This window comes from Vibrio sp. AH4 (genome assembly GCF_030710545.1).
GTDB lineage: Bacteria > Pseudomonadota > Gammaproteobacteria > Enterobacterales > Vibrionaceae > Vibrio > Vibrio metoecus.
Map to the genome: position 1 here is coordinate 1,874,015 of NZ_JALAIV010000001.1, position 18,389 is coordinate 1,892,403.

An 18,389-nucleotide genomic window follows, 5' to 3' on the forward strand; every position below is an offset into this window, starting at 1 on the left:
AGCGCATTGGTTGGGTGATACCGTTAATTGAGGCGAAACTGAGCAATAATCTCGCATTTTGAGGCGGTATCTATATGTTGCACCATGCGTGCGATCTCTGGATTAGGGTGGCGCTTCATAAAATCGAGCAGCGCTTTACGGCAGCAGCCTAAAGAGTCAACAAAAGCTTCACAACCCGGTTTATGGCACTGAGGGATCAGCGTGAGGACGCGCTCTGAGGCCAGTTGTAGGTATTTAAGCTCGTATTGGTTATCGCCCATGGTGCGCCAAAACTTGGCCATGTTGTGGCAAGAGATAACCGAGATCATCATGCGATCTTCCATGTCAATCTCTTCACTTTCATCCAACTGTTGGCTGACGGTGAGCGCTTGTTGATAGTGAAGAATGCTGCGCAGGTGGTCTGACTCCTGCATAGCGATATCGGCTAATAGGGTATGCCTTTCCCACTCTTTTATATTCATCACACCTTCTCCTTGATTATCTGTTGCTTCAGATTAATTGATAATTATTATCATGTAAATGACAGGAATTGTGTGGGAATTACGCATTGCAGAGAAAGGGTGAAAGAACAGCGTGCAAAAAAATGCCGTCCATAAGACGGCATCATGCATCAGAATCGGCGATTAGCCTTCAAGACCAGCATGGGCTTGCTTGTTTTGGATAAGCTCAATCATGTAACCATCAGGGTCTTTCACGAAAGCGATGTGAGTTGTCCCGCCTTTCACTGGGCCTGGTTCACGGGTTACAATGCCTCCCACCGCTTTGATGGTATCGCAAGTCGCATAAATATCATCAACCCCAATCGCGATATGGCCGTATGCGTTGCCTTTCTCATAGTCCGCCACGCCCCAGTTGTAGGTCAGCTCAATGACCGCACCTTGGGATTCATCACCATAACCTAAGAAGGCGAGGGTGTATTTGTACTCAGTATTCTCATTTTTGCGCAGCAGGCTCATACCCATTACTTGAGTATAGAATTCGATCGATTTATCCAAATCGCCGACGCGTAGCATGGTGTGCAAAATACGATGGTTGGACATTAAGAGCTCCTTACTTTCCGGATAACGGTTTTTTGGGAAATTAGCTTTCTGGGTACACTTTATCTTTGAATTCACAAAGATCTTCGATAATGCAACTGCCACAACGTGGTTTGCGCGCGACACAGGTGTAACGGCCATGCAGAATCAACCAGTGGTGCACATCGAGTTTAAACTCATTAGGTACGACTTTGAGTAGCTTGTGCTCTACTTCGTCGACGTTTTTGCCGACCGCAAATTTGGTGCGATTGGAGACGCGAAAGATGTGCGTATCGACCGCAATAGTCGGCCAGCCAAAGGCTGTATTCAACACCACATTGGCGGTTTTACGCCCAACGCCAGGCAGCGCTTCTAATGCTTCACGATCTTCCGGCACTTCACCTTGATGCTTTTCAAGCAAAATACGGCAAGTTTTGATGACGTTTTCGGCTTTAGAGTTAAATAAACCAATGGTTTTTATGTACTCTTTGACGCCATCAACACCCAGATCAAGCATGGCTTGTGGCGTATTAGCCACTGCATACAGTTTATCGGTGGCTTTGTTGACGCTGACATCGGTCGCTTGCGCGGAGAGCAGCACCGCAATCAGCAACTCAAAGGGGGAGTTCCAGTTTAATTCGGTTTCAGGTTTTGGGTTGTTAGCCCTCAGCCGTTCTAAAATTTCAATCCGTTTCGCGTTATTCATTAGACGGGTTGGTTTCCTTGATCAGGTTAGACATTGGTCACGCGTGCACGCTCTATGGCTTGCTTTTGTTGTTTTGGTTGGCGAGCGGCAATCTGTTTATCAATCACGCTTTTGGCGGCGATCAAAAAGCCAACGCCGATGAAGGCACCGGGGGGCAGCAGTGCCAGCAAAAAGGCGCTGTCAAAGTGAAACACTTCGATGCGTAGAACTTTAGCCCATTCTCCGAGTAGCAGGTCCGCGCCATCGAACAGCGTGCCATTGCCGATGATTTCGCGCAGTGATCCGAGCACAACCAGTACTGAGGTCATCCCCAATCCCATCCAAAATCCGTCTAACGCGGCTGGGAGCACATCATTTTTTGAAGCAAACGCTTCGGCACGACCTATGATGATGCAGTTGGTCACAATCAGCGGAATAAAAATGCCGAGCGAGAGATAAAGCCCGTAAGCGTAGGCGTTCATCAGTAACTGTACGCAAGTCACCAGCGAAGCGATGATCATCACGAACACCGGAATTCGGACTTCTTTCGGCACATAATCACGCACGAGAGAGACGGTGACATTCGAGCCGACGAGAACAAGAAGCGTAGCGATGCCTAATCCGAGGGCATTGGTCACGGTGGAGGAAACGGCGAGCAGCGGACACAATCCCAGTAATTGCACTAAGGCTGGGTTGTTGTTCCACATGCCATTTAACATCAGAGTTCGGTTTTCACTCATGTTATTGACCCTCACACGGATTCGGCTGATTGTGCAGCTGTTGTTGATGTTGGTTGACATACTCCACGGCTTTTTTGACCGCCAGTACGACAGCGCGAGGAGTAATGGTTGCACCCGTAAATTGGTCAAACTGACCGCCATCTTTACGTACTTTCCAGTCATCCTGATTATCGGCGGTGACTTGTTGGCCGTTAAAGCCTAATACCCAATTACTGATGCGTAAATCAATCTTATCACCTAGCCCCGGTGTTTCTTGGTGGGCAAGTACACGCACACCAAGCACGGTGCCGTTATTAGCGATCCCGACGATCAATTTTATTTCACCGTTATAACCATCGGGGGCAATGGTCTCAATCGCAATGGCTGTGGGCTGGCCGTCACGTTGCGCCAGATAAGCATGCATGGTTTTGGCTGTGCCGAGTTTGTCATCATTGACTAAAGTACAGGCTTGCGCCAGAGGGTTATCGTGATACTTATGTGGGATCACTTGGTTGAGAACCTGCAGTAGCTGCTTTTGCTCTTGTTGTTGAATTTGCTCTGCGGTGAGGGCGTAAGTCAGCGCCACCAAACCCGTTGAAACACAGGCAAAGATGGCGAGAATCAGGCCATTTTTTCGAATTGCTGTCAGCATAAGTCGCGCTCTTAGTGTCCGTAAGTTCTGGGTTTGGTGTAGTAATCAATCAGTGGTACGCAGAGATTGGCGAGTAATACCGCAAACGCAACACCATCAGGGTAGCCACCCCAGCTACGAATGATAAACACCATAGCACCGATGAAGAAACCGTAAATCAGGCGTCCCTTGTCGGTGGTGCTGGCACTGACTGGATCGGTTGCGATAAAAAATGCGCCGAGCATGGTCGCGCCTGATAAAAGATGGATAACTGGCGAAGCCGTGGTTCCCGGAGCAAAGAGCTGAGCGAGTAGCGATGTGATGATTAAACCTACCAACATTGCCACCGGAATATGCCAACGTATGATACGCAGTTTCAGCAGCATCAGGCCGCCGAGCAGATAGGCAATATTGACCCATTCCCAACCGATGCCCGCAAAACCGCTAAACTGAGGCTGAGTTAAGGTTTCACTCATGGTATGGCCCGCTTTGAGCGAGGTTTTGATGGCATCCAGTGGGGTTGCCATGGTTACGCCATCAATACCGGTGCGGATTTGCTGTAACGACAGCCCGTCACTGTTAAAGCCACCGAAAATCAGTGATACCGAATCGACCAGCGAACTGGGTTCGGCATTCAACTCGGTTGGCGCAATCCAGCTGGTCATCTGTACCGGGAAGGAGATGAGCAGTACCACGTAAGCAATCATGGCGGGGTTAAAGGGGTTTTGCCCAAGCCCACCGTAAAGATGTTTGGCTATCACGATCGCAAAGATCAAACCAATCACCACAATCCACCACGGTGAAAGCGGCGGAATGGCAACGGCCAATAACAGTGCCGTCACCACTGCGCTGTAGTCGCGTAGTGCGGAAATGGGCGAGCGTTTACGCAGTAGCATGATACCCGCTTCCAATGCCACCGCAACGGAGATGGCTAATAGGAGTTGAACCAGTGTGCCATAGCCAAAAAAGTAGGTTTGGGCTATCAGGCCGGGCAGTGCGCAGGCTAATACCCAACGCATAACGTCAGCCGTGCTGCGCTTACTGCGTAAATGTGGGGAGCTAGCAATAAAGAAGGCCACTAGTCTTTCTCCTCAGCGTTTAAATTAGATGATGATTGTTGGGCGGCTTTCCGTGCTTTGGCGCGAGCAATCGCGGCGGCCACCGCAGCTTTTTTCGGGTCTGCATCGTCACTGCTTGGCGTAGCTTGAGTTGGCTGAGCTGCGCTTTCGGTTTCCTGCTGCTCTGCTTTACGCGCTTTAGCGCGAGCAATGGCCGCAGCGACCGCAGCTTTTTTCGGGTCAGCGTCGTCACTGCTTGGCGTGGCTTGTTCTGGCTGAGCTGTGCTTTCTGTTTCCTGCTGCTCTGCTTTACGTGCTTTAGCGCGAGCAATGGCGGCAGCGACCGCAGCTTTTTTCGGGTCAGCGTCGTCACTGCTTGGCGTGGCTTGTTCTGGCTGAGCTGTACTTTCGGTTTCCTGCTGCTCTGCTTTGAGAGCTTTAGCACGAGCAATGGCGGCGGCGACCGCAGCTTTTTTCGGGTCAGCGTCGTCACTGCTTGGCGTGGCTTGTTCTGGCTGAGCTGTGCTTTCGGTTTCCTGCTGCTCTGCTTTGCGCGCTTTAGCACGAGCAATGGCGGCGGCGACCGCAGCTTTTTTCGGGTCAGCATCGTCACTGCTTGGCGTGGCTTGTTCTGGCTGAGCTGTGCTTTCTGTTTCCAACTGCTCCGCTTTACGTGCTTTAGCGCGAGCAATGGCGGCAGCGACCGCAGCTTTTTTCGGGTCAGTGTCGTCACTGCTTGGCGTGGCTTGTGCTGGCTGAGCTGCGCTTTCGGTTTCCTGCTGCTCTGCTTTACGCGCTTTAGCGCGAGCAATGGCCGCAGCGACAGCCGATTTCTTATCGTCCGCATCATCACTGGTTGATGCTTCAGTCACTTCACCTTTTTGTGCCTTGCGTTCCCGAGCTTGGCGTTTGCGTTCTTCACGCAGTTTCGCCATTTCACTATTATCTGGCTCACTTGCGCCACTTTGTGCCGCTTCTGCCTGTTTGGCTTTGGCGCGTGCAATCGCCGCCGCAATCGCAGGTTTTACGCTGTTATCGGCTGGCTCAAGCTGCGCTTTTTGCGCTTTAACGCGTTCAATCGCAGCGGCAATGGCATCGGAGCCACCTTGCTGCTGCATCTCTTTACGGCGATCTTCCGCCGCTTGCTTGAAGCGATTTTCGCGCTCGGCCTTATCGCGATCCATCCGCGCTTTTTTCTCTTCAAAGCGTGCTTTAGCACGTTCAGCGGCTTCCGCTTCTAAGCTGCGGGTACGAATTTCTGCTTTGGCTTGGCGATAGTACTGCACCAACGGAATTTCACTCGGGCAGACATAAGCACAAGCGCCGCATTCAATACAGTCTTTTAGATTGAGCTCTTCGCACTTATCAAATTCTTCGGCTTTCGCGTGCCACTGTAACTGCTGTGGTAATAGCGATACCGGACAGGCTTCGGCGCATTGACCGCAGCGGATACACGCCATCTCATTATCACTACTGGTTAACTCATTGCGTGTAGGCGCAAGAATACAGTTAGCGGTTTTAGTGATCGGCACTTGCGCATGGGGCAGAGTGAAGCCCATCATCGGGCCGCCCATGATGAGACGCGGCAGCTTTTTATCGGCTTTGTAGCCAAACTCATTGAGCAGCGCTTGGACAGGCGTGCCGAGCAATGCCCAAACGTTACGTGGTTTACGGAAACAATCACCGGTGAGTGTCACTACACGGCGGATCAGCGGTTCACCATGCACAATCGCGCGCGCAATCGCCTGCAATGAGCCGACATTTTGCACCATCAAACTGATATCGGCAGGAATACCACCTTTCGGAACTTCCAAGTTAGTCAGGATTTTGATGAGTTGTTTCTCACCACCAGACGGGTATTTGGTTGGGATAACGCGGATCACCATCGGTTTGTCTTGCGCGGCTTGTTGCAGCGCTGCAACGGCTTCCGGTTTGTTATCTTCAATCCCGATGATGGTAAGTTTTGGCTTTAGAATGTGTTCAACAATCTCGATCCCCTGAATAATTTCATGGGCATATTGACGCATTAACACATCATCTGCGGTGATATAAGGCTCACACTCGGCGGCGTTAATGATCAAGATTTCGGTGCGCGAAAGCCCAGATTGCAGTTTCTTCGCAGTTGGGAAACCTGCGCCACCCATACCTGAAATACCTGCCTGACGGATCAGCTCCAAGAGTGTTTCAGGGGACAACTGTTGATAATCGGGCTGCGGCTGTAAATCAAACCACTCTTCTTGTTGGTCTGGTGTCAGAACAATACACAGCTCGCTCAAACCGGAAGGGTGAGCGACAGTGCGCGGCTCAATAGCGCTAATGACGCCAGAAGTCGGCGCATGAATCGGCAACATGAAGGTCGACGTATATTGCGTCAGCGGCTGGCCTTTTAAAACGCGATCGCCCACTTTCACCAGTAGATCGCCTGCCTTACCAATGTGCTGCTTGAGCGGTAGTACCAGCTCATTCGGAATGCTCGCATTGATAATCGGCTGACGGTTGGATTGGTGTTTATTTTCAAACGGATGAATGCCGCCGGGGAAGTCCCAAAGCTTACCTGATTTGATTTGTTCGATTAATGACAACATACCCATCCTTAATTCGCACTTTTCTGCGCAGCAGGCGCAGAATCGGTCACATTGACCACAGGGATGGCATTGAGTTGCCACTTCCAGCTCTCTGGGGTGGTTTGTACCGGGATCATTTCAATACAGTCTGTCGGGCAGGGCGCAACGCACAGGTCACAACCCGTACACTCATTTTTGATCACCGTGTGCAGCGCTTTGTTACCGCCCACAATCGCATCGACCGGGCAAGCCTGAATACACTTGGTACAACCGATACACATGTCTTCATGGATAAAGGCGACCATTTTGACTTTGTTGTCCAGATCATGAGCGGAGTCTTGTACTTCGACACCCATTAGGTCAGCGAGTTTTTCAATGGTCGCTTGACCACCAGGAGGGCACTTGTTAATCGCATCGCCATTGGCAATGGCTTCGGCGTAAGGGCGACATCCGGGGTAGCCGCATTGGCCACATTGGGTTTGCGGCAAGATGGAGTCAATTTGATCAACGATGGGGTCTGCCTCAACCTTAAAGCGGATCGAAGCAAAACCCAGTATGGCTCCAAACACGGCGGCCAATGCCGCCAGAGCAAGAATAGCGATGACTATGGTACTCATTACAGTTTCACCAACCCGGTAAAGCCCATAAAGGCCAAAGACATGAGACCTGCGGTGATCATCGCAATGGACGCGCCTTTGAAGGGAGCGGGGACATCGGCGACATGGATCCGTTCACGCATTGAAGCGAACAGGATCAACACCAGAGAGAAGCCTACCGCAGCGCCAAAGCCATAAATAATCGATTGAATGAAGTTGTGATTTTCGTTGATGTTGAGCAGCGCAACACCTAACACCGCACAGTTGGTGGTGATCAGCGGCAGGAAAATCCCTAGCAAGCGATAGAGTGTCGGGCTGGTTTTGTGCACGACCATTTCGGTGAACTGTACCACGACAGCGATCACCAAAATAAAGCTCATGGTGCGCAGATACTCAATGCCTAGTGGGCGTAACACGTAGCTTTCTACCAGATAGGCGCAAACGGAGGCCAATGTCAGGACGAAGGTGGTTGCCAACCCCATGCCAATTGCGGTCTCTAGTTTTTTCGATACGCCCATGAAAGGACATAAGCCTAAGAACTTCACCAGTACAAAATTGTTCACCAGCACAGTGCCAATTAACAACAAAATATATTCGGTCATAGTTATATAAATGTTTGCTTCCGATCCCAGTATTATCCTGCTTTGCCAAAGCAATAACAACCAAGGAAAGCTAAGGTTTTAGATACATGAACATAAATTATACGCAATAAGTGGCAAATAAGAGGCGAACGGTAGAGAAACATAAGAGATCGTGTGGGGAATTTTGTTCGGGAAATCGGCAATAAAAAAGCCCAGTCGCTAGCGACTGGGCTTTAAATTTGGCTCCTCCTGCGGGACTCGAACCTGCGACATACGGATTAACAGTCCGCCGTTCTACCGACTGAACTAAGGAGGAATAGTTTCGGAGCGGATGTTAGCGATCTGGTTTTTTCGTGTCAATGTTTTTCGCTGAAAAAATGTCGCTTTTTTATGTGGTTAAGGGTTTACTTTCTCGTATCCCTTACGGCTATTGAGCTGCATTCACTTATCCACTAAATTTGTGGATAAGTGTGTTGATGAATCTTGAGTTAGTTTGGCTAGGGGCGTTTTTTGAGTAAAAGCTCAGTTTCGCATAAAGATAATTTTTGATTTTAATTATTGTTTTGTAAGGATTATTTTTTCTTTTCCACAAGTTTCTTAGTGTGATGTGAATTGATGAATTTTAGGCACTAAAACAGGTTCAGAGGAAAATCTGGGGAAAACAGGTGGATTATTTTTGTGAAGAGAGTGGGCGGTAAGCCTGAGTAGGGCTGAGGATGTTAGCAAACCTCATATCGTGAAGCTAGGATTATTTTCAGTAAAATGAAGATCCTTCGCACATGGATGCGGAAATTCATTTACACCACAGCGTACGTGATAAAAGGTGGTGGAATTAAGTGCTTGATCATCCGCTACGCATACAGCAACAATAGCGTTCGAAAAAGTGTACAACGAGGATGCAATGAGTAAAGCATTTGAATTGGTTTCGGATTATCAACCTGCCGGTGACCAACCTACCGCGATTAAGCAATTACTAGAGGGGTTGGATTCAGGATTAGCTCACCAAACTCTGCTTGGGGTTACGGGGTCGGGTAAAACGTTTACCTTAGCCAACGTGATTGCTATCGCTCAGCGTCCTACAATTTTACTTGCGCCAAATAAAACCCTTGCAGCGCAGCTGTACGGTGAAATGAAAGCCTTTTTCCCCAACAATGCGGTGGAGTATTTCGTTTCTTACTATGACTACTACCAGCCTGAAGCTTACGTTCCAAGCACCGATACTTTTATTGAGAAAGACTCTTCGGTTAATGCGCATATTGAGCAGATGCGTTTATCTGCGACCAAAGCATTATTAGAGCGCAAAGATGCGGTGATTGTCGCTTCGGTTTCTGCGATCTACGGTTTGGGCGACCCCGATTCTTATTTGAAAATGATGCTGCATTTACGCCGAGGGGACGTTATCAACCAACGCGATATGCTGCGTCGGTTAGCTGAGTTGCAATATTCGCGTAATGACATGGCGTTTGAACGAGGTCAATTCCGCGTTCGAGGCGAAGTGATTGACATTTTTCCTGCGGAATCGGATCAAGAAGCCGTTCGGGTAGAGATGTTTGATGATGAAGTGGAATGCATCAGTCTTTTTGACCCATTAACAGGGGTTGTGACGTCACGTGATTTAGCGCGTTTCACGGTTTACCCTAAAACGCACTATGTAACGCCGCGTGAACGGATCCTTGAGGCGATAGAGCAGATCAAGTATGAGTTGCAAATCCGTCGGCAATATCTCTTGGATAACAATAAATTGCTCGAAGAACAGAGGATTTCTCAACGAACTCAGTTTGATATTGAGATGATGAACGAACTGGGATTTTGCTCTGGGATAGAAAACTACTCGCGGTACCTCAGTGGGCGCTCCGAGGGGGAGCCACCTCCAACCTTATTTGACTACTTACCTCACGATGGTCTGCTGATCATCGATGAATCGCACGTCACCGTGCCACAAATTGGCGCCATGTTTAAAGGTGACCGTTCACGTAAAGAAACCTTGGTGGAGTTTGGATTCCGCTTACCTTCTGCTCTGGATAACCGCCCGCTTAAATTTGATGAATTTGAAGCACTGGCTCCGCAAACCATTTTTGTGTCTGCAACACCAGGTGAGTATGAGTTAACCAAATCCGGTGGTGAAGTGGCGGATCAAGTGGTTCGTCCAACGGGTTTGCTGGATCCGATCATCGAAGTGCGCCCAGTAGCCACTCAGGTGGATGATTTGCTTTCAGAAGCGCGTGTGCGTGCTGCCAATGATGAGCGGATCTTGGTGACTACCCTAACCAAACGCATGGCCGAAGACTTAACCGAATATCTGCATGAGCATGGGGTGAAAGTACGTTATCTGCATTCGGATATTGATACCGTTGAACGAGTGGAGATTATTCGAGACTTGCGGCTAGGTGTTTTCGATGTTTTGGTCGGGATTAACTTACTGCGTGAAGGTTTGGATATGCCGGAAGTGGCTTTGGTGGCTATCCTTGATGCAGATAAAGAAGGCTTTTTGCGTTCTGAACGTTCACTAATTCAGACCATCGGCCGTGCTGCTCGTAACATCAATGGTAAAGCGATTTTGTACGCCGACTCGATCACTAAATCGATGCGTAAAGCGATGGATGAAACCGAGCGCCGCCGTGAGAAGCAGCATGCTTACAACGAGCAGCTTGGTATTACTCCGCAGCCATTAAAACGCAGCGTGAAGGACATTATGGAGCTGGGTGATATTGCGAAATCCCGTAAGCCAAAGAACAGCAAAGTAGTGCCTTTGGCCAAAGTGGCGGAAGAATCGGCTGTATATCAAGCTCTTACACCACAACAATTGGAAAAAGAGATCAGCAAACTAGAAGCGGCGATGTACCAACATGCGCAGAACTTAGAGTTTGAGTTAGCGGCGCAAAAACGTGATGAGATTCATCAGTTGCGTCAGCAGTTTATCGCCAACAGCTAATCGGTGAATGCGTATTTCAAACACGCAGATAAAAAAATAGCCAATAGAATGAGTCTATTGGCTGTTATTTGTGAACATTTTTATTCACTAACAACGTCAGTTGGCTAGGTGACCCTTGCGGGTCAATAGTAGTGAAGCACATATCGTGCCAACGAAAAGCGGTCAATATTTGTGAGCATTGGCGCTATCGAGGATAAATTTTCGATTCCAATTTGCAAAATGCAATTCCAAATGCAATTATTACAGCAAAATGCAAAACAATAATGGCTAGGCTATGCAACAACATCAATCTTTGCAGAAAGCGAAATACTTACTCATGGTAGAAGATACAGCGTCGGTGGCGGCGTTGTATCGCTCCTATCTCACCCCGCTGGATATTGATATTAATATCGTCGGTACAGGACGCGATGCAATTGAAAGCATCAGTCGTCGTGAGCCGGATCTGATCCTGCTTGATTTACGTTTACCGGATATGACGGGGATGGATGTCCTGCATGCAGTAAAAGAAAAATCACCAGATGTGCCCATTGTATTCATGACGGCGCACGGTTCAATTGATACCGCGGTTGAAGCGATGCGCCATGGTGCTCAAGACTTTTTGATTAAGCCTTGTGAGGCGGATCGCTTGCGGGTCACGGTGAATAACGCGATCCGTAAAGCATCGAAACTCAAAAATGATGTCGATAATAAAAATCAGAACTATCAAGGCTTTATCGGTAGTAGCCAAACCATGCAAGCGGTCTATCGCACAATAGACTCAGCGGCGAGCAGTAAAGCGAGTATTTTCATTACCGGTGAAAGTGGTACAGGTAAAGAGGTGTGTGCCGAAGCGATTCACGCTGCGAGTAAACGTGGCGATAAACCGTTTATTGCCATTAACTGTGCTGCTATCCCGAAAGATCTGATTGAAAGTGAGTTGTTCGGCCACGTAAAAGGGGCTTTTACCGGTGCGGCGACTGAACGCCAAGGTGCTGCGGAAGCCGCTGATGGTGGCACGCTATTTTTGGATGAGTTGTGCGAAATGGATTTGGATTTACAAACCAAACTGCTGCGCTTTATCCAAACCGGAACATTCCAAAAAGTTGGCTCATCGAAAATGAAAAGCGTGGATGTGCGCTTTGTGTGTGCGACCAACCGTGACCCCTGGAAAGAAGTGCAAGAAGGGCGTTTTCGTGAAGACTTGTACTACCGCTTGTATGTGATCCCACTGCACTTACCACCATTGCGCGAGCGTGGTGATGATGTGATAGAGATTGCCTACTCGCTGCTTGGCTTTATGTCCAAGGAAGAAGGGAAAGATTTTGTACGCTTGTCGGCCGAAGTGGTCGAGCGCTTCCGTCACTACGAGTGGCCGGGTAACGTGCGTCAATTACAAAACGTTTTACGTAATGTCGTGGTACTGAATGAAGGCCGTGAAATCACGTTAGATATGCTCCCGCCACCACTAAACCAAATGCCAACTCCGATCAATCGAGCTTTACCGCTCGCCCATGAAAACAAAGTGTCAGTGCATGAAATTTTCCCATTGTGGATGACGGAAAAACAGGCCATCGAGCAAGCTATTGAAGCGTGTGATGGTAACATTCCCCGTGCCGCAACCTATCTGGATGTCAGTCCTTCAACCATCTATCGCAAGCTGCAAACTTGGAATGAAAAAGTGAAAGAAAAAGAGAAGGAGCGGTAAGCGATGAGAGAATGGATCAATCAAAGTAAAATTGATTTGCTTGCCAAAGAGATAGGCGAAGAAAATGTGCCGATTTTGGTCAACATCTTTCTCGGTGAACTTGGTGACTACCAATCTAAGCTCGTCAGTGAACAGGTGGTGGATAAATTGGGCTATCTCAAAGAGATCAGCCACGCACTAAAAAGTAGCGCGGCCAGTTTTGGCGCAGACCGCTTGTGTGCCAAAGCGATTGAATTGGATAGCCGAGCCAAATCTGGCGAGATGCTAGACATCTCGCTAGAAGTCACACAGATGCTCGATTTGCTGAAACAGACGCATCAGTGTTACTCAAATCTTGTTGCATAACTGCTCTTCAATCGCTTGTCTCAGCTTCTGCCGGTCATGACGCCAGTCACGGTTGGCAGAGGCCAAATCTCGGGTAACAAAATTCCATTGTCCTTGCAGATCCGGATGAGGGTGATGACCTAGCACCACATCAATTTTGCGTCCCTGACACGCTCTTTCACACCACTCTAGTTTCTGCGCTAAGCTCATTCTTCCCGCCGGCCCATACTCTGGAGAGAGGTTCTCGACAAAAATCACTTTAGCGGTTTGATTGCGCGCAATCGCTTTACCCAATTCTGGTAACAGCAGCGGCGGCATAATGCTAGTTAAGAAACTGCCGGGGCCGAGGATCACGCAGTCCGCTTCTTGAATCGCAGTGATTGCTTCTTTGGTGGCGGGGACTTCAGGAGCAAGATCAAGTCTTCGCAAATCTTGCGTCATCTCGTCAACGCTGGTTTCGCCCGTTACCCATTTACCATCCATTGAAAGAGCAGCAAGATCAGAGGGATGCTCAGACATCGGCAGAATATTCACATCAACCTTAAGCATGTTACGAATAAGATTAATCGCATCCAGCGGACGTACAGAAAGGTTATCCAAAGCGGTGAGCATTAGGTTGCCCAAGTTGTGGCCGTTGAGCTCTCCAGCGCCTTTAAAGCGGTATTCGAACATCATCGAACTGATGGAGGGTTCGGTAATCAGTTGGTTGATGCAGTTACGGGTGTCGCCCCAAGCAATCCCCCCTTGGCAGTGACGAATGCGTCCTGTCGAACCGCCATTATCTGTGGTGGTGACTATGCCTGTTGCATTGGAGCCAAATACTTTGAGCGCCGCCAACATGCGCCCCAAACCATGGCCGCCGCCGATAGCGACGACTTTTTTGTTTTCGTATAGAGACATGAGCATCTTCTTATTTTTTCATAACCCGCAGCAATTTAACGAACTTCATTCACAATGAGTACCTATTTAGGGCTAATTTCCACAAGGCCATCATTTTTTTCTCGTTAAGGCTAGAATCACATACAATTATTAAGTATTTTACCAGCAGCCTGAGCTAAAGAGATGGAAACATCGTACTGCTTGGCCTTAACTCCGAGCTTACCGCGCTAAGTTTAAACCTGTAAATATGCGTTGTAAGCCAGTGGCATAATGTCACAAGGGCAGGATTGGAAATGATTTTGCCTCCCGTATTTGGAAAGGTGTTCTGTGGCGCAACAATTCGAAGACAGATTTCAACGTAAGTTTTATTACTTACGTCTATCCATAACTGACGTTTGTAATTTCAAATGTACCTATTGTTTACCTGATGGCTATAAGCCATTGGTGGATCGTCCTACCTCATTTTTGACTGTGGATGAGATTCGCCGAGTGGTGAATGCATTTGCGCATTGCGGCACCTCAAAAGTGCGGATTACGGGTGGCGAACCCTCGCTGCGTAAAGATTTCAGCGAAATCATTCATACCATCGCGCAAACTCCCGGCATTCAAAAAGTCGCTACCACCACTAATGGCTATCGTTTAGCGAAACATGTTGGTGACTGGCGTGATGCGGGGTTGACTCAATTGAATGTCAGCGTGGATAGCTTAGATCCGCGTATGTTCGCGCAAATCACCGGTGAAAATCGCTTCCAGCAGGTGATGTCAGGCATCGATCGCGCCTTTGATGTCGGTTTTGAGCAAGTCAAAGTCAACGTGGTGTTGATGAAAAATCTTAACCACCTTGAACTCCCTAAATTTATGGCGTGGATAAAAACTCGCCCCATTCAATTGCGTTTTATTGAATTGATGCAGACCGGAGAAATGGACGAGTTATTTACTCGCCATCATGTCTCTGGCGCGTCAATCCGTGACTACCTGCTTGGTAATGGCTGGCTACTTAAAGCCAGAGCGGATAACGATGGCCCTGCACAGGTGTTTATCCACCCTGATTACCAAGGGGAGATCGGTCTTATCATGCCTTATGAGAAGAACTTTTGTAGCAGTTGTAACCGCCTACGTGTGTCGGCTCTCGGTAAACTGCATCTGTGCTTATTTGGCGAACAAGGCATAGATTTGCGCGATCTCCTTCAGGAAGAACAACAAGAAAACGCATTGATTGAACGAATTCAAGCCCAGTTGCAAAACAAGGCGGAAACCCACTTCCTGCATGATGGAAACTCGGGTGTCACGCCTCATTTAGCGTCTATTGGCGGCTGAGTTTCTACCGATAATTTGACCTCGCTATCGAGGTTTAACCATTTTTAAAAGGTGAACAAATGGGTCACGCAGAAAGCAAATTTCAAGCAGCAAACATCGCCGTTTTAACCGTGTCAGATACGCGTACCGAAGAAAATGATACTTCAGGTCGTTACTTGGCTGAGCAGTTGCAAGAAGCGGGTCATAAACTGGCTGATAAGCAGATCGTGATTGACGATATGTACAAAATCCGTGCGGTGGTTTCACAATGGATTGCGGATGAAACCATCCAAGCGATTTTGATCACCGGTGGCACTGGGTTTACCTCACGTGACAGCACACCTGAAGCGCTGAAGCCTTTGTTTGATAAAGAAGTGGAAGGCTTTGGCGAGCTGTTCCGAATGGTCTCTTTTGAAGAGATTGGTACCTCGACCATTCAGTCGCGCGCGGTCGCGGGTTTCGCTAACCACACGGTGATTTTTGCGATGCCAGGCTCAACGGGCGCATGCCGCACCGGTTGGACAAAAATCATTAAACAGCAATTGGATGCTTCTCATCGCCCATGTAACTTTATGCCACACCTGACGGTATAAGGGAGGTTTGATGAGTCAACTCACTCACATTAATGCTTCGGGTGAAGCCAATATGGTGGACGTGTCGAGTAAAGCAGACACAGTTCGTGAAGCGCGTGCCGAGGCCTATGTGCGCATGGCACCCGCAACGCTGCAACTGATTCTCTCTGGTCAGCACCATAAAGGGGATGTGTTTGCCACGGCGCGTATTGCGGGTATTCAAGCCGCGAAACGTACGTGGGAGCTAATACCGCTTTGCCATCCTCTGCTGCTTTCTAAAGTGGAAGTACAGCTAGAAGCGCTGCCGGAGCAAAACAGTGTGCGCATTGAATCGCTGTGTAAACTCAGCGGTAAAACCGGTGTTGAGATGGAAGCATTGACCGCCGCATCGGTTGCGGCTCTGACTATTTACGACATGTGCAAAGCAGTACAGAAAGACATCGTGATTGAGAACGTACGACTGCTAGAAAAGTTAGGCGGTAAATCAGGACACTTTAAGGTGGAAACATGATTAAGGTGCTGTTTTTTGCCCAAACGCGTGAGTTGGTGGAGTGCGATAGTCTGGTAGTCGAACAGGTTTTTCCGACGGTTGAAGCGCTACGCCACCACTTGGCGCAACAAGCCGGTAAGTGGGATTTGGCTCTAGAACCGGGTAAGTTGCTGGCCGCAGTTAATCAATCGATAGTACCGCTGGATACGCCATTGCAAGAGGGGGACGAAGTCGCCTTCTTCCCACCAGTGACGGGAGGTTAATATGGACCATCGCGTTTCTGTACAAACGGAAGATTTTTCGCTTGCGCAAGAATACGAGGCTTTAGCGCAAGGGACTCAAGCGGGCGCTGTGGTGACTTTTGTCGGCAAGGTTCGAGATATGAACTTGGGCGATAATGTCGTGGGGTTACACCTTGAACACTATCCGGGCATGACGGAAAAATCTTTGCTAGAGATTTGTGATATGGCGGAAGAGCGTTGGCCTTTGCAGCGTGTTCGAGTGATCCATCGCGTCGGCGATATGCTCAGCGGCGATCAAATTGTGTTGGTTGGCGTGACCAGTGCACACCGTAATGCGGCTTTTGAAGCGTGCGAATTCATCATGGATTACTTGAAAACTCGCGCGCCATTTTGGAAAAAAGAGCTGACAACGGAAGAGAGCCGCTGGATCGATTCACGTGATAGCGATCATCAAGCCGCACAGCGTTGGGAGAAAGGCGAATAACGGTTACGGTTATTCATGCCAAGTGGTACTACTGAACATATGAATGGTGCCACGTTGCTGATGTTTAGCATGAAAAAGGGCTTTATCTGCAACAGAGACCAGTTTCTCGGCCGTCATCTCTCGTTCTATCAGGTCACAGTGACGAATGCCTATCGTGATCGTCACGTGATCTGAGACTCTTGAACTGTGATGTGGGATGTGCAAATTCGCGATCATCCCCATTAATTCTTCAGCGCGTTGTTGGCATTGTTCGACATTCGCTCCTGTCATAAAAATCAGAAACTCATCTCCTCCGTAACGAAAGCAGAGTTCAAGGTTGGATTTCCATCGGCGCAACGTTTGGCTGATTTTACGCAGAACTTCATCACCTTGAATATGACCATACCCATCGTTGTACTCTTTAAAACAATCGATATCGATCATCAATATGGCAGCGCTCATCTTATCCAGTCTTGCAATATCAAGAGCTTGCGGTAGTAATGAATCCATCGCATAGCGGTTATACACTTGGGTGAGATGGTCCATATGCGTTAGGTGTTCCAACTCCAACTGATGCTGTGCGAGTTTTTCAACTGTGTGCTTGTAATCTGAAATGTTACGTATCGTCCATAGCACCATTTCCGTGCCTGGTAACGGGATCACTAACGCAGAAAAATACTGCTTGTCGGTTGGCCCAGGAACGTGCTGAAAGCAAGGTAACTGGGTTGGGTCGACTTCATATTCCAATTCTTTCGCACAATTTTGTTCGATGGACTCAACAATCACTTGGGTAAACCAAGCGGCTTGTGCAGCGGGGAGTACATCATATTGGCTTAAACCCACCAAGTAAGAGGGATTATGGTGGCGTTCACTGTCAGTACCTCCCCAGGCTTCTAAATAGACACCTTGCTTATTGAGCAGAAAGGTAGGTTCAGGCAGTGATTGGAAAATAAACTGCAGAATTTCAGGGTTAGCAATAATCGTCGAGGAGAAAATAGAAGTCATCGACTCGATCCCTATTGAGTGATTACGTATTACTTTATTTATAGATGATCTTATCGTGAACGAATATGGGCCATGTATGACTTTTATTAATTAAACCTAATGTTCATAAAAAAGGATGAGAACGTTTTGATATTGTGCGCTTGAGTTAAGAAATGAGACAGGATAAATCGTTCATTTTGTACAACACTTAAGATGATTCACAAACGTATGAACATAAGGAGAACAGGATGAACTCACTGAAAGTTAGCGATTATATGACCACACAAGCGATTACTTTTAGCCCGGAAATGTCGTTGACTGCCGCGTTAGAGAAAGTGGTGCGGTCAGACAATATGGGGGGCCCTGTGATTGATGCACAGCGCCATGTGGTTGGATTTTTATCCGAACAGGATTTGTTGGATAAATTGGTACACGCCAGTTATCACTGCCAAGATACTCATATCGTTAGCGACTGCATGCATAATGAAGTGCTGTCGGTGTCACCGGACACTTCGATTATCGAAATGGCGGCGATGATGAAAGTGGGAAAACCTAAAATGTACCCCGTGATAGAAGATGGCAAGCTAGTCGGGGTGATCACACGGCGTGATGTTCTTCGTGCTTTGAGTAAAACATTAAATAGCTGTTTCCAACATCCTGTTTAAGTCTTGTT

Annotated in this window: 20 protein-coding genes, 1 tRNA gene and 1 riboswitch; of the genes, 9 read left to right on the top strand and 12 right to left on the bottom strand. The window is 48.3% G+C overall.

Going from position 1 to position 18,389, the window contains the following annotated elements; all coding sequences use genetic code 11:
• Window positions 1-23: 23 nt before the first annotated feature.
• From MKA69_RS08805 to MKA69_RS08850, 10 genes are all read right to left on the bottom strand, one after another.
• Window positions 24-461, bottom strand: a complete 438-nt coding sequence (locus tag MKA69_RS08805) for a DUF2753 domain-containing protein (RefSeq protein ID WP_001021927.1) — start codon at window positions 459-461, stop codon at window positions 24-26.
• Window positions 462-623: 162 nt separating this feature from the next.
• Entirely contained in the window at window positions 624-1,040 is a 417-nt protein-coding gene (gloA, locus tag MKA69_RS08810; RefSeq protein ID WP_044127126.1) for a lactoylglutathione lyase, read from the bottom strand.
• A gap of 40 nt (window positions 1,041-1,080) precedes the next feature.
• Window positions 1,081-1,722: an endonuclease III gene (nth, locus tag MKA69_RS08815; protein ID WP_001057745.1), complete on the bottom strand. Its 642-nt coding sequence runs from the start codon at window positions 1,720-1,722 to the stop codon at window positions 1,081-1,083.
• A gap of 26 nt (window positions 1,723-1,748) precedes the next feature.
• Window positions 1,749-2,441 (bottom strand): electron transport complex subunit E, encoded by a 693-nt coding sequence (locus MKA69_RS08820; protein ID WP_001293888.1) that lies wholly within the window; start codon window positions 2,439-2,441, stop codon window positions 1,749-1,751.
• 1 nt (window position 2,442) lies between these two features.
• Entirely contained in the window at window positions 2,443-3,072 is a 630-nt protein-coding gene (gene rsxG / locus MKA69_RS08825; protein ID WP_069647877.1) for an electron transport complex subunit RsxG, read from the bottom strand.
• A gap of 11 nt (window positions 3,073-3,083) precedes the next feature.
• The gene (rsxD, locus tag MKA69_RS08830; protein ID WP_305847860.1) at window positions 3,084-4,130 is read right to left on the bottom strand and encodes an electron transport complex subunit RsxD; all 1,047 of its coding nucleotides are present in this window, start codon (window positions 4,128-4,130) and stop codon (window positions 3,084-3,086) included.
• Entirely contained in the window at window positions 4,130-6,694 is a 2,565-nt protein-coding gene (gene rsxC / locus MKA69_RS08835; RefSeq protein ID WP_305847861.1) for an electron transport complex subunit RsxC, read from the bottom strand. The genes rsxD and rsxC overlap by 1 nt, the downstream gene beginning before the upstream one ends.
• 8 nt (window positions 6,695-6,702) lie before the next feature.
• The gene (rsxB, locus tag MKA69_RS08840) at window positions 6,703-7,290 is read right to left on the bottom strand and encodes an electron transport complex subunit RsxB (RefSeq protein WP_158120481.1); all 588 of its coding nucleotides are present in this window, start codon (window positions 7,288-7,290) and stop codon (window positions 6,703-6,705) included.
• The gene (rsxA, locus tag MKA69_RS08845; RefSeq protein ID WP_000141446.1) at window positions 7,290-7,871 is read right to left on the bottom strand and encodes an electron transport complex subunit RsxA; all 582 of its coding nucleotides are present in this window, start codon (window positions 7,869-7,871) and stop codon (window positions 7,290-7,292) included. Before rsxA ends, rsxB begins: the two co-directional genes overlap by 1 nt.
• A 219-nt stretch (window positions 7,872-8,090) precedes the next feature.
• A tRNA-Asn gene (locus MKA69_RS08850) sits at window positions 8,091-8,166 on the bottom strand.
• A 585-nt stretch (window positions 8,167-8,751) separates the two neighbouring features.
• Here MKA69_RS08850 and uvrB point away from each other — a divergent pair.
• The 3 genes from uvrB to luxU all read left to right on the top strand — a co-directional run bounded on the left by uvrB (window position 8,752) and on the right by luxU (window position 12,811).
• Entirely contained in the window at window positions 8,752-10,782 is a 2,031-nt protein-coding gene (gene uvrB / locus MKA69_RS08855) for an excinuclease ABC subunit UvrB (protein ID WP_305847862.1), read from the top strand.
• A 316-nt stretch (window positions 10,783-11,098) separates the two neighbouring features.
• Window positions 11,099-12,466 carry a quorum-sensing sigma-54 dependent transcriptional regulator LuxO gene (gene luxO / locus MKA69_RS08860; RefSeq protein WP_081022286.1) on the top strand — a complete coding sequence of 456 codons (1,368 nt, stop codon included), beginning with the start codon at window positions 11,099-11,101 and terminating at the stop codon, window positions 12,464-12,466.
• A gap of 3 nt (window positions 12,467-12,469) precedes the next feature.
• A complete protein-coding gene (gene luxU / locus MKA69_RS08865; protein WP_055033311.1) occupies window positions 12,470-12,811 on the top strand; it encodes a quorum-sensing phosphorelay protein LuxU in 342 nt (113 codons plus the stop codon).
• Here the strand turns inward: luxU and MKA69_RS08870 are convergent.
• Window positions 12,794-13,690, bottom strand: a complete 897-nt coding sequence (locus MKA69_RS08870) for a YvcK family protein (RefSeq protein WP_000061074.1) — start codon at window positions 13,688-13,690, stop codon at window positions 12,794-12,796. The two genes, luxU and MKA69_RS08870, sit on opposite strands and share 18 nt — an antisense overlap.
• Window positions 13,691-13,868: 178 nt before the next feature.
• Window positions 13,869-14,008: riboswitch (molybdenum cofactor riboswitch) on the top strand.
• Here MKA69_RS08870 and moaA point away from each other — a divergent pair.
• The 5 genes from moaA (at window position 13,997) to moaE (ending at window position 16,753) form a co-directional block, all read left to right on the top strand.
• The gene (gene moaA, locus MKA69_RS08875; protein WP_055031977.1) at window positions 13,997-14,986 is read left to right on the top strand and encodes a GTP 3',8-cyclase MoaA; all 990 of its coding nucleotides are present in this window, start codon (window positions 13,997-13,999) and stop codon (window positions 14,984-14,986) included. (Overlaps the previous riboswitch by 12 nt.)
• A gap of 59 nt (window positions 14,987-15,045) precedes the next feature.
• Complete coding sequence (gene moaB / locus MKA69_RS08880) at window positions 15,046-15,558, top strand: molybdenum cofactor biosynthesis protein B (protein WP_000509704.1); 513 nt, start codon at window positions 15,046-15,048, stop codon at window positions 15,556-15,558.
• Window positions 15,559-15,568: 10 nt separating this feature from the next.
• Window positions 15,569-16,048 (top strand): cyclic pyranopterin monophosphate synthase MoaC, encoded by a 480-nt coding sequence (moaC, locus tag MKA69_RS08885; RefSeq protein ID WP_000080922.1) that lies wholly within the window; start codon window positions 15,569-15,571, stop codon window positions 16,046-16,048.
• Window positions 16,045-16,290, top strand: coding sequence for a molybdopterin synthase sulfur carrier subunit (gene moaD / locus MKA69_RS08890; RefSeq protein WP_055027251.1), 246 nt, complete (start codon window positions 16,045-16,047; stop codon window positions 16,288-16,290). Before moaC ends, moaD begins: the two co-directional genes overlap by 4 nt.
• Window position 16,291: 1 nt before the next feature.
• Window positions 16,292-16,753 carry a molybdopterin synthase catalytic subunit MoaE gene (gene moaE / locus MKA69_RS08895; RefSeq protein WP_000350085.1) on the top strand — a complete coding sequence of 154 codons (462 nt, stop codon included), beginning with the start codon at window positions 16,292-16,294 and terminating at the stop codon, window positions 16,751-16,753.
• Window positions 16,754-16,762: 9 nt separating this feature from the next.
• On the opposite strand, the gene MKA69_RS08900 is transcribed toward moaE, so the two are convergent.
• Window positions 16,763-17,737 (bottom strand): GGDEF domain-containing protein, encoded by a 975-nt coding sequence (locus tag MKA69_RS08900; RefSeq protein WP_000200636.1) that lies wholly within the window; start codon window positions 17,735-17,737, stop codon window positions 16,763-16,765.
• 227 nt (window positions 17,738-17,964) lie between these two features.
• Here MKA69_RS08900 and MKA69_RS08905 point away from each other — a divergent pair, with 227 nt between their 5' ends.
• Window positions 17,965-18,381, top strand: a complete 417-nt coding sequence (locus tag MKA69_RS08905; RefSeq protein ID WP_001086715.1) for a CBS domain-containing protein — start codon at window positions 17,965-17,967, stop codon at window positions 18,379-18,381.
• Window positions 18,382-18,389 lie beyond the last annotated feature (8 nt).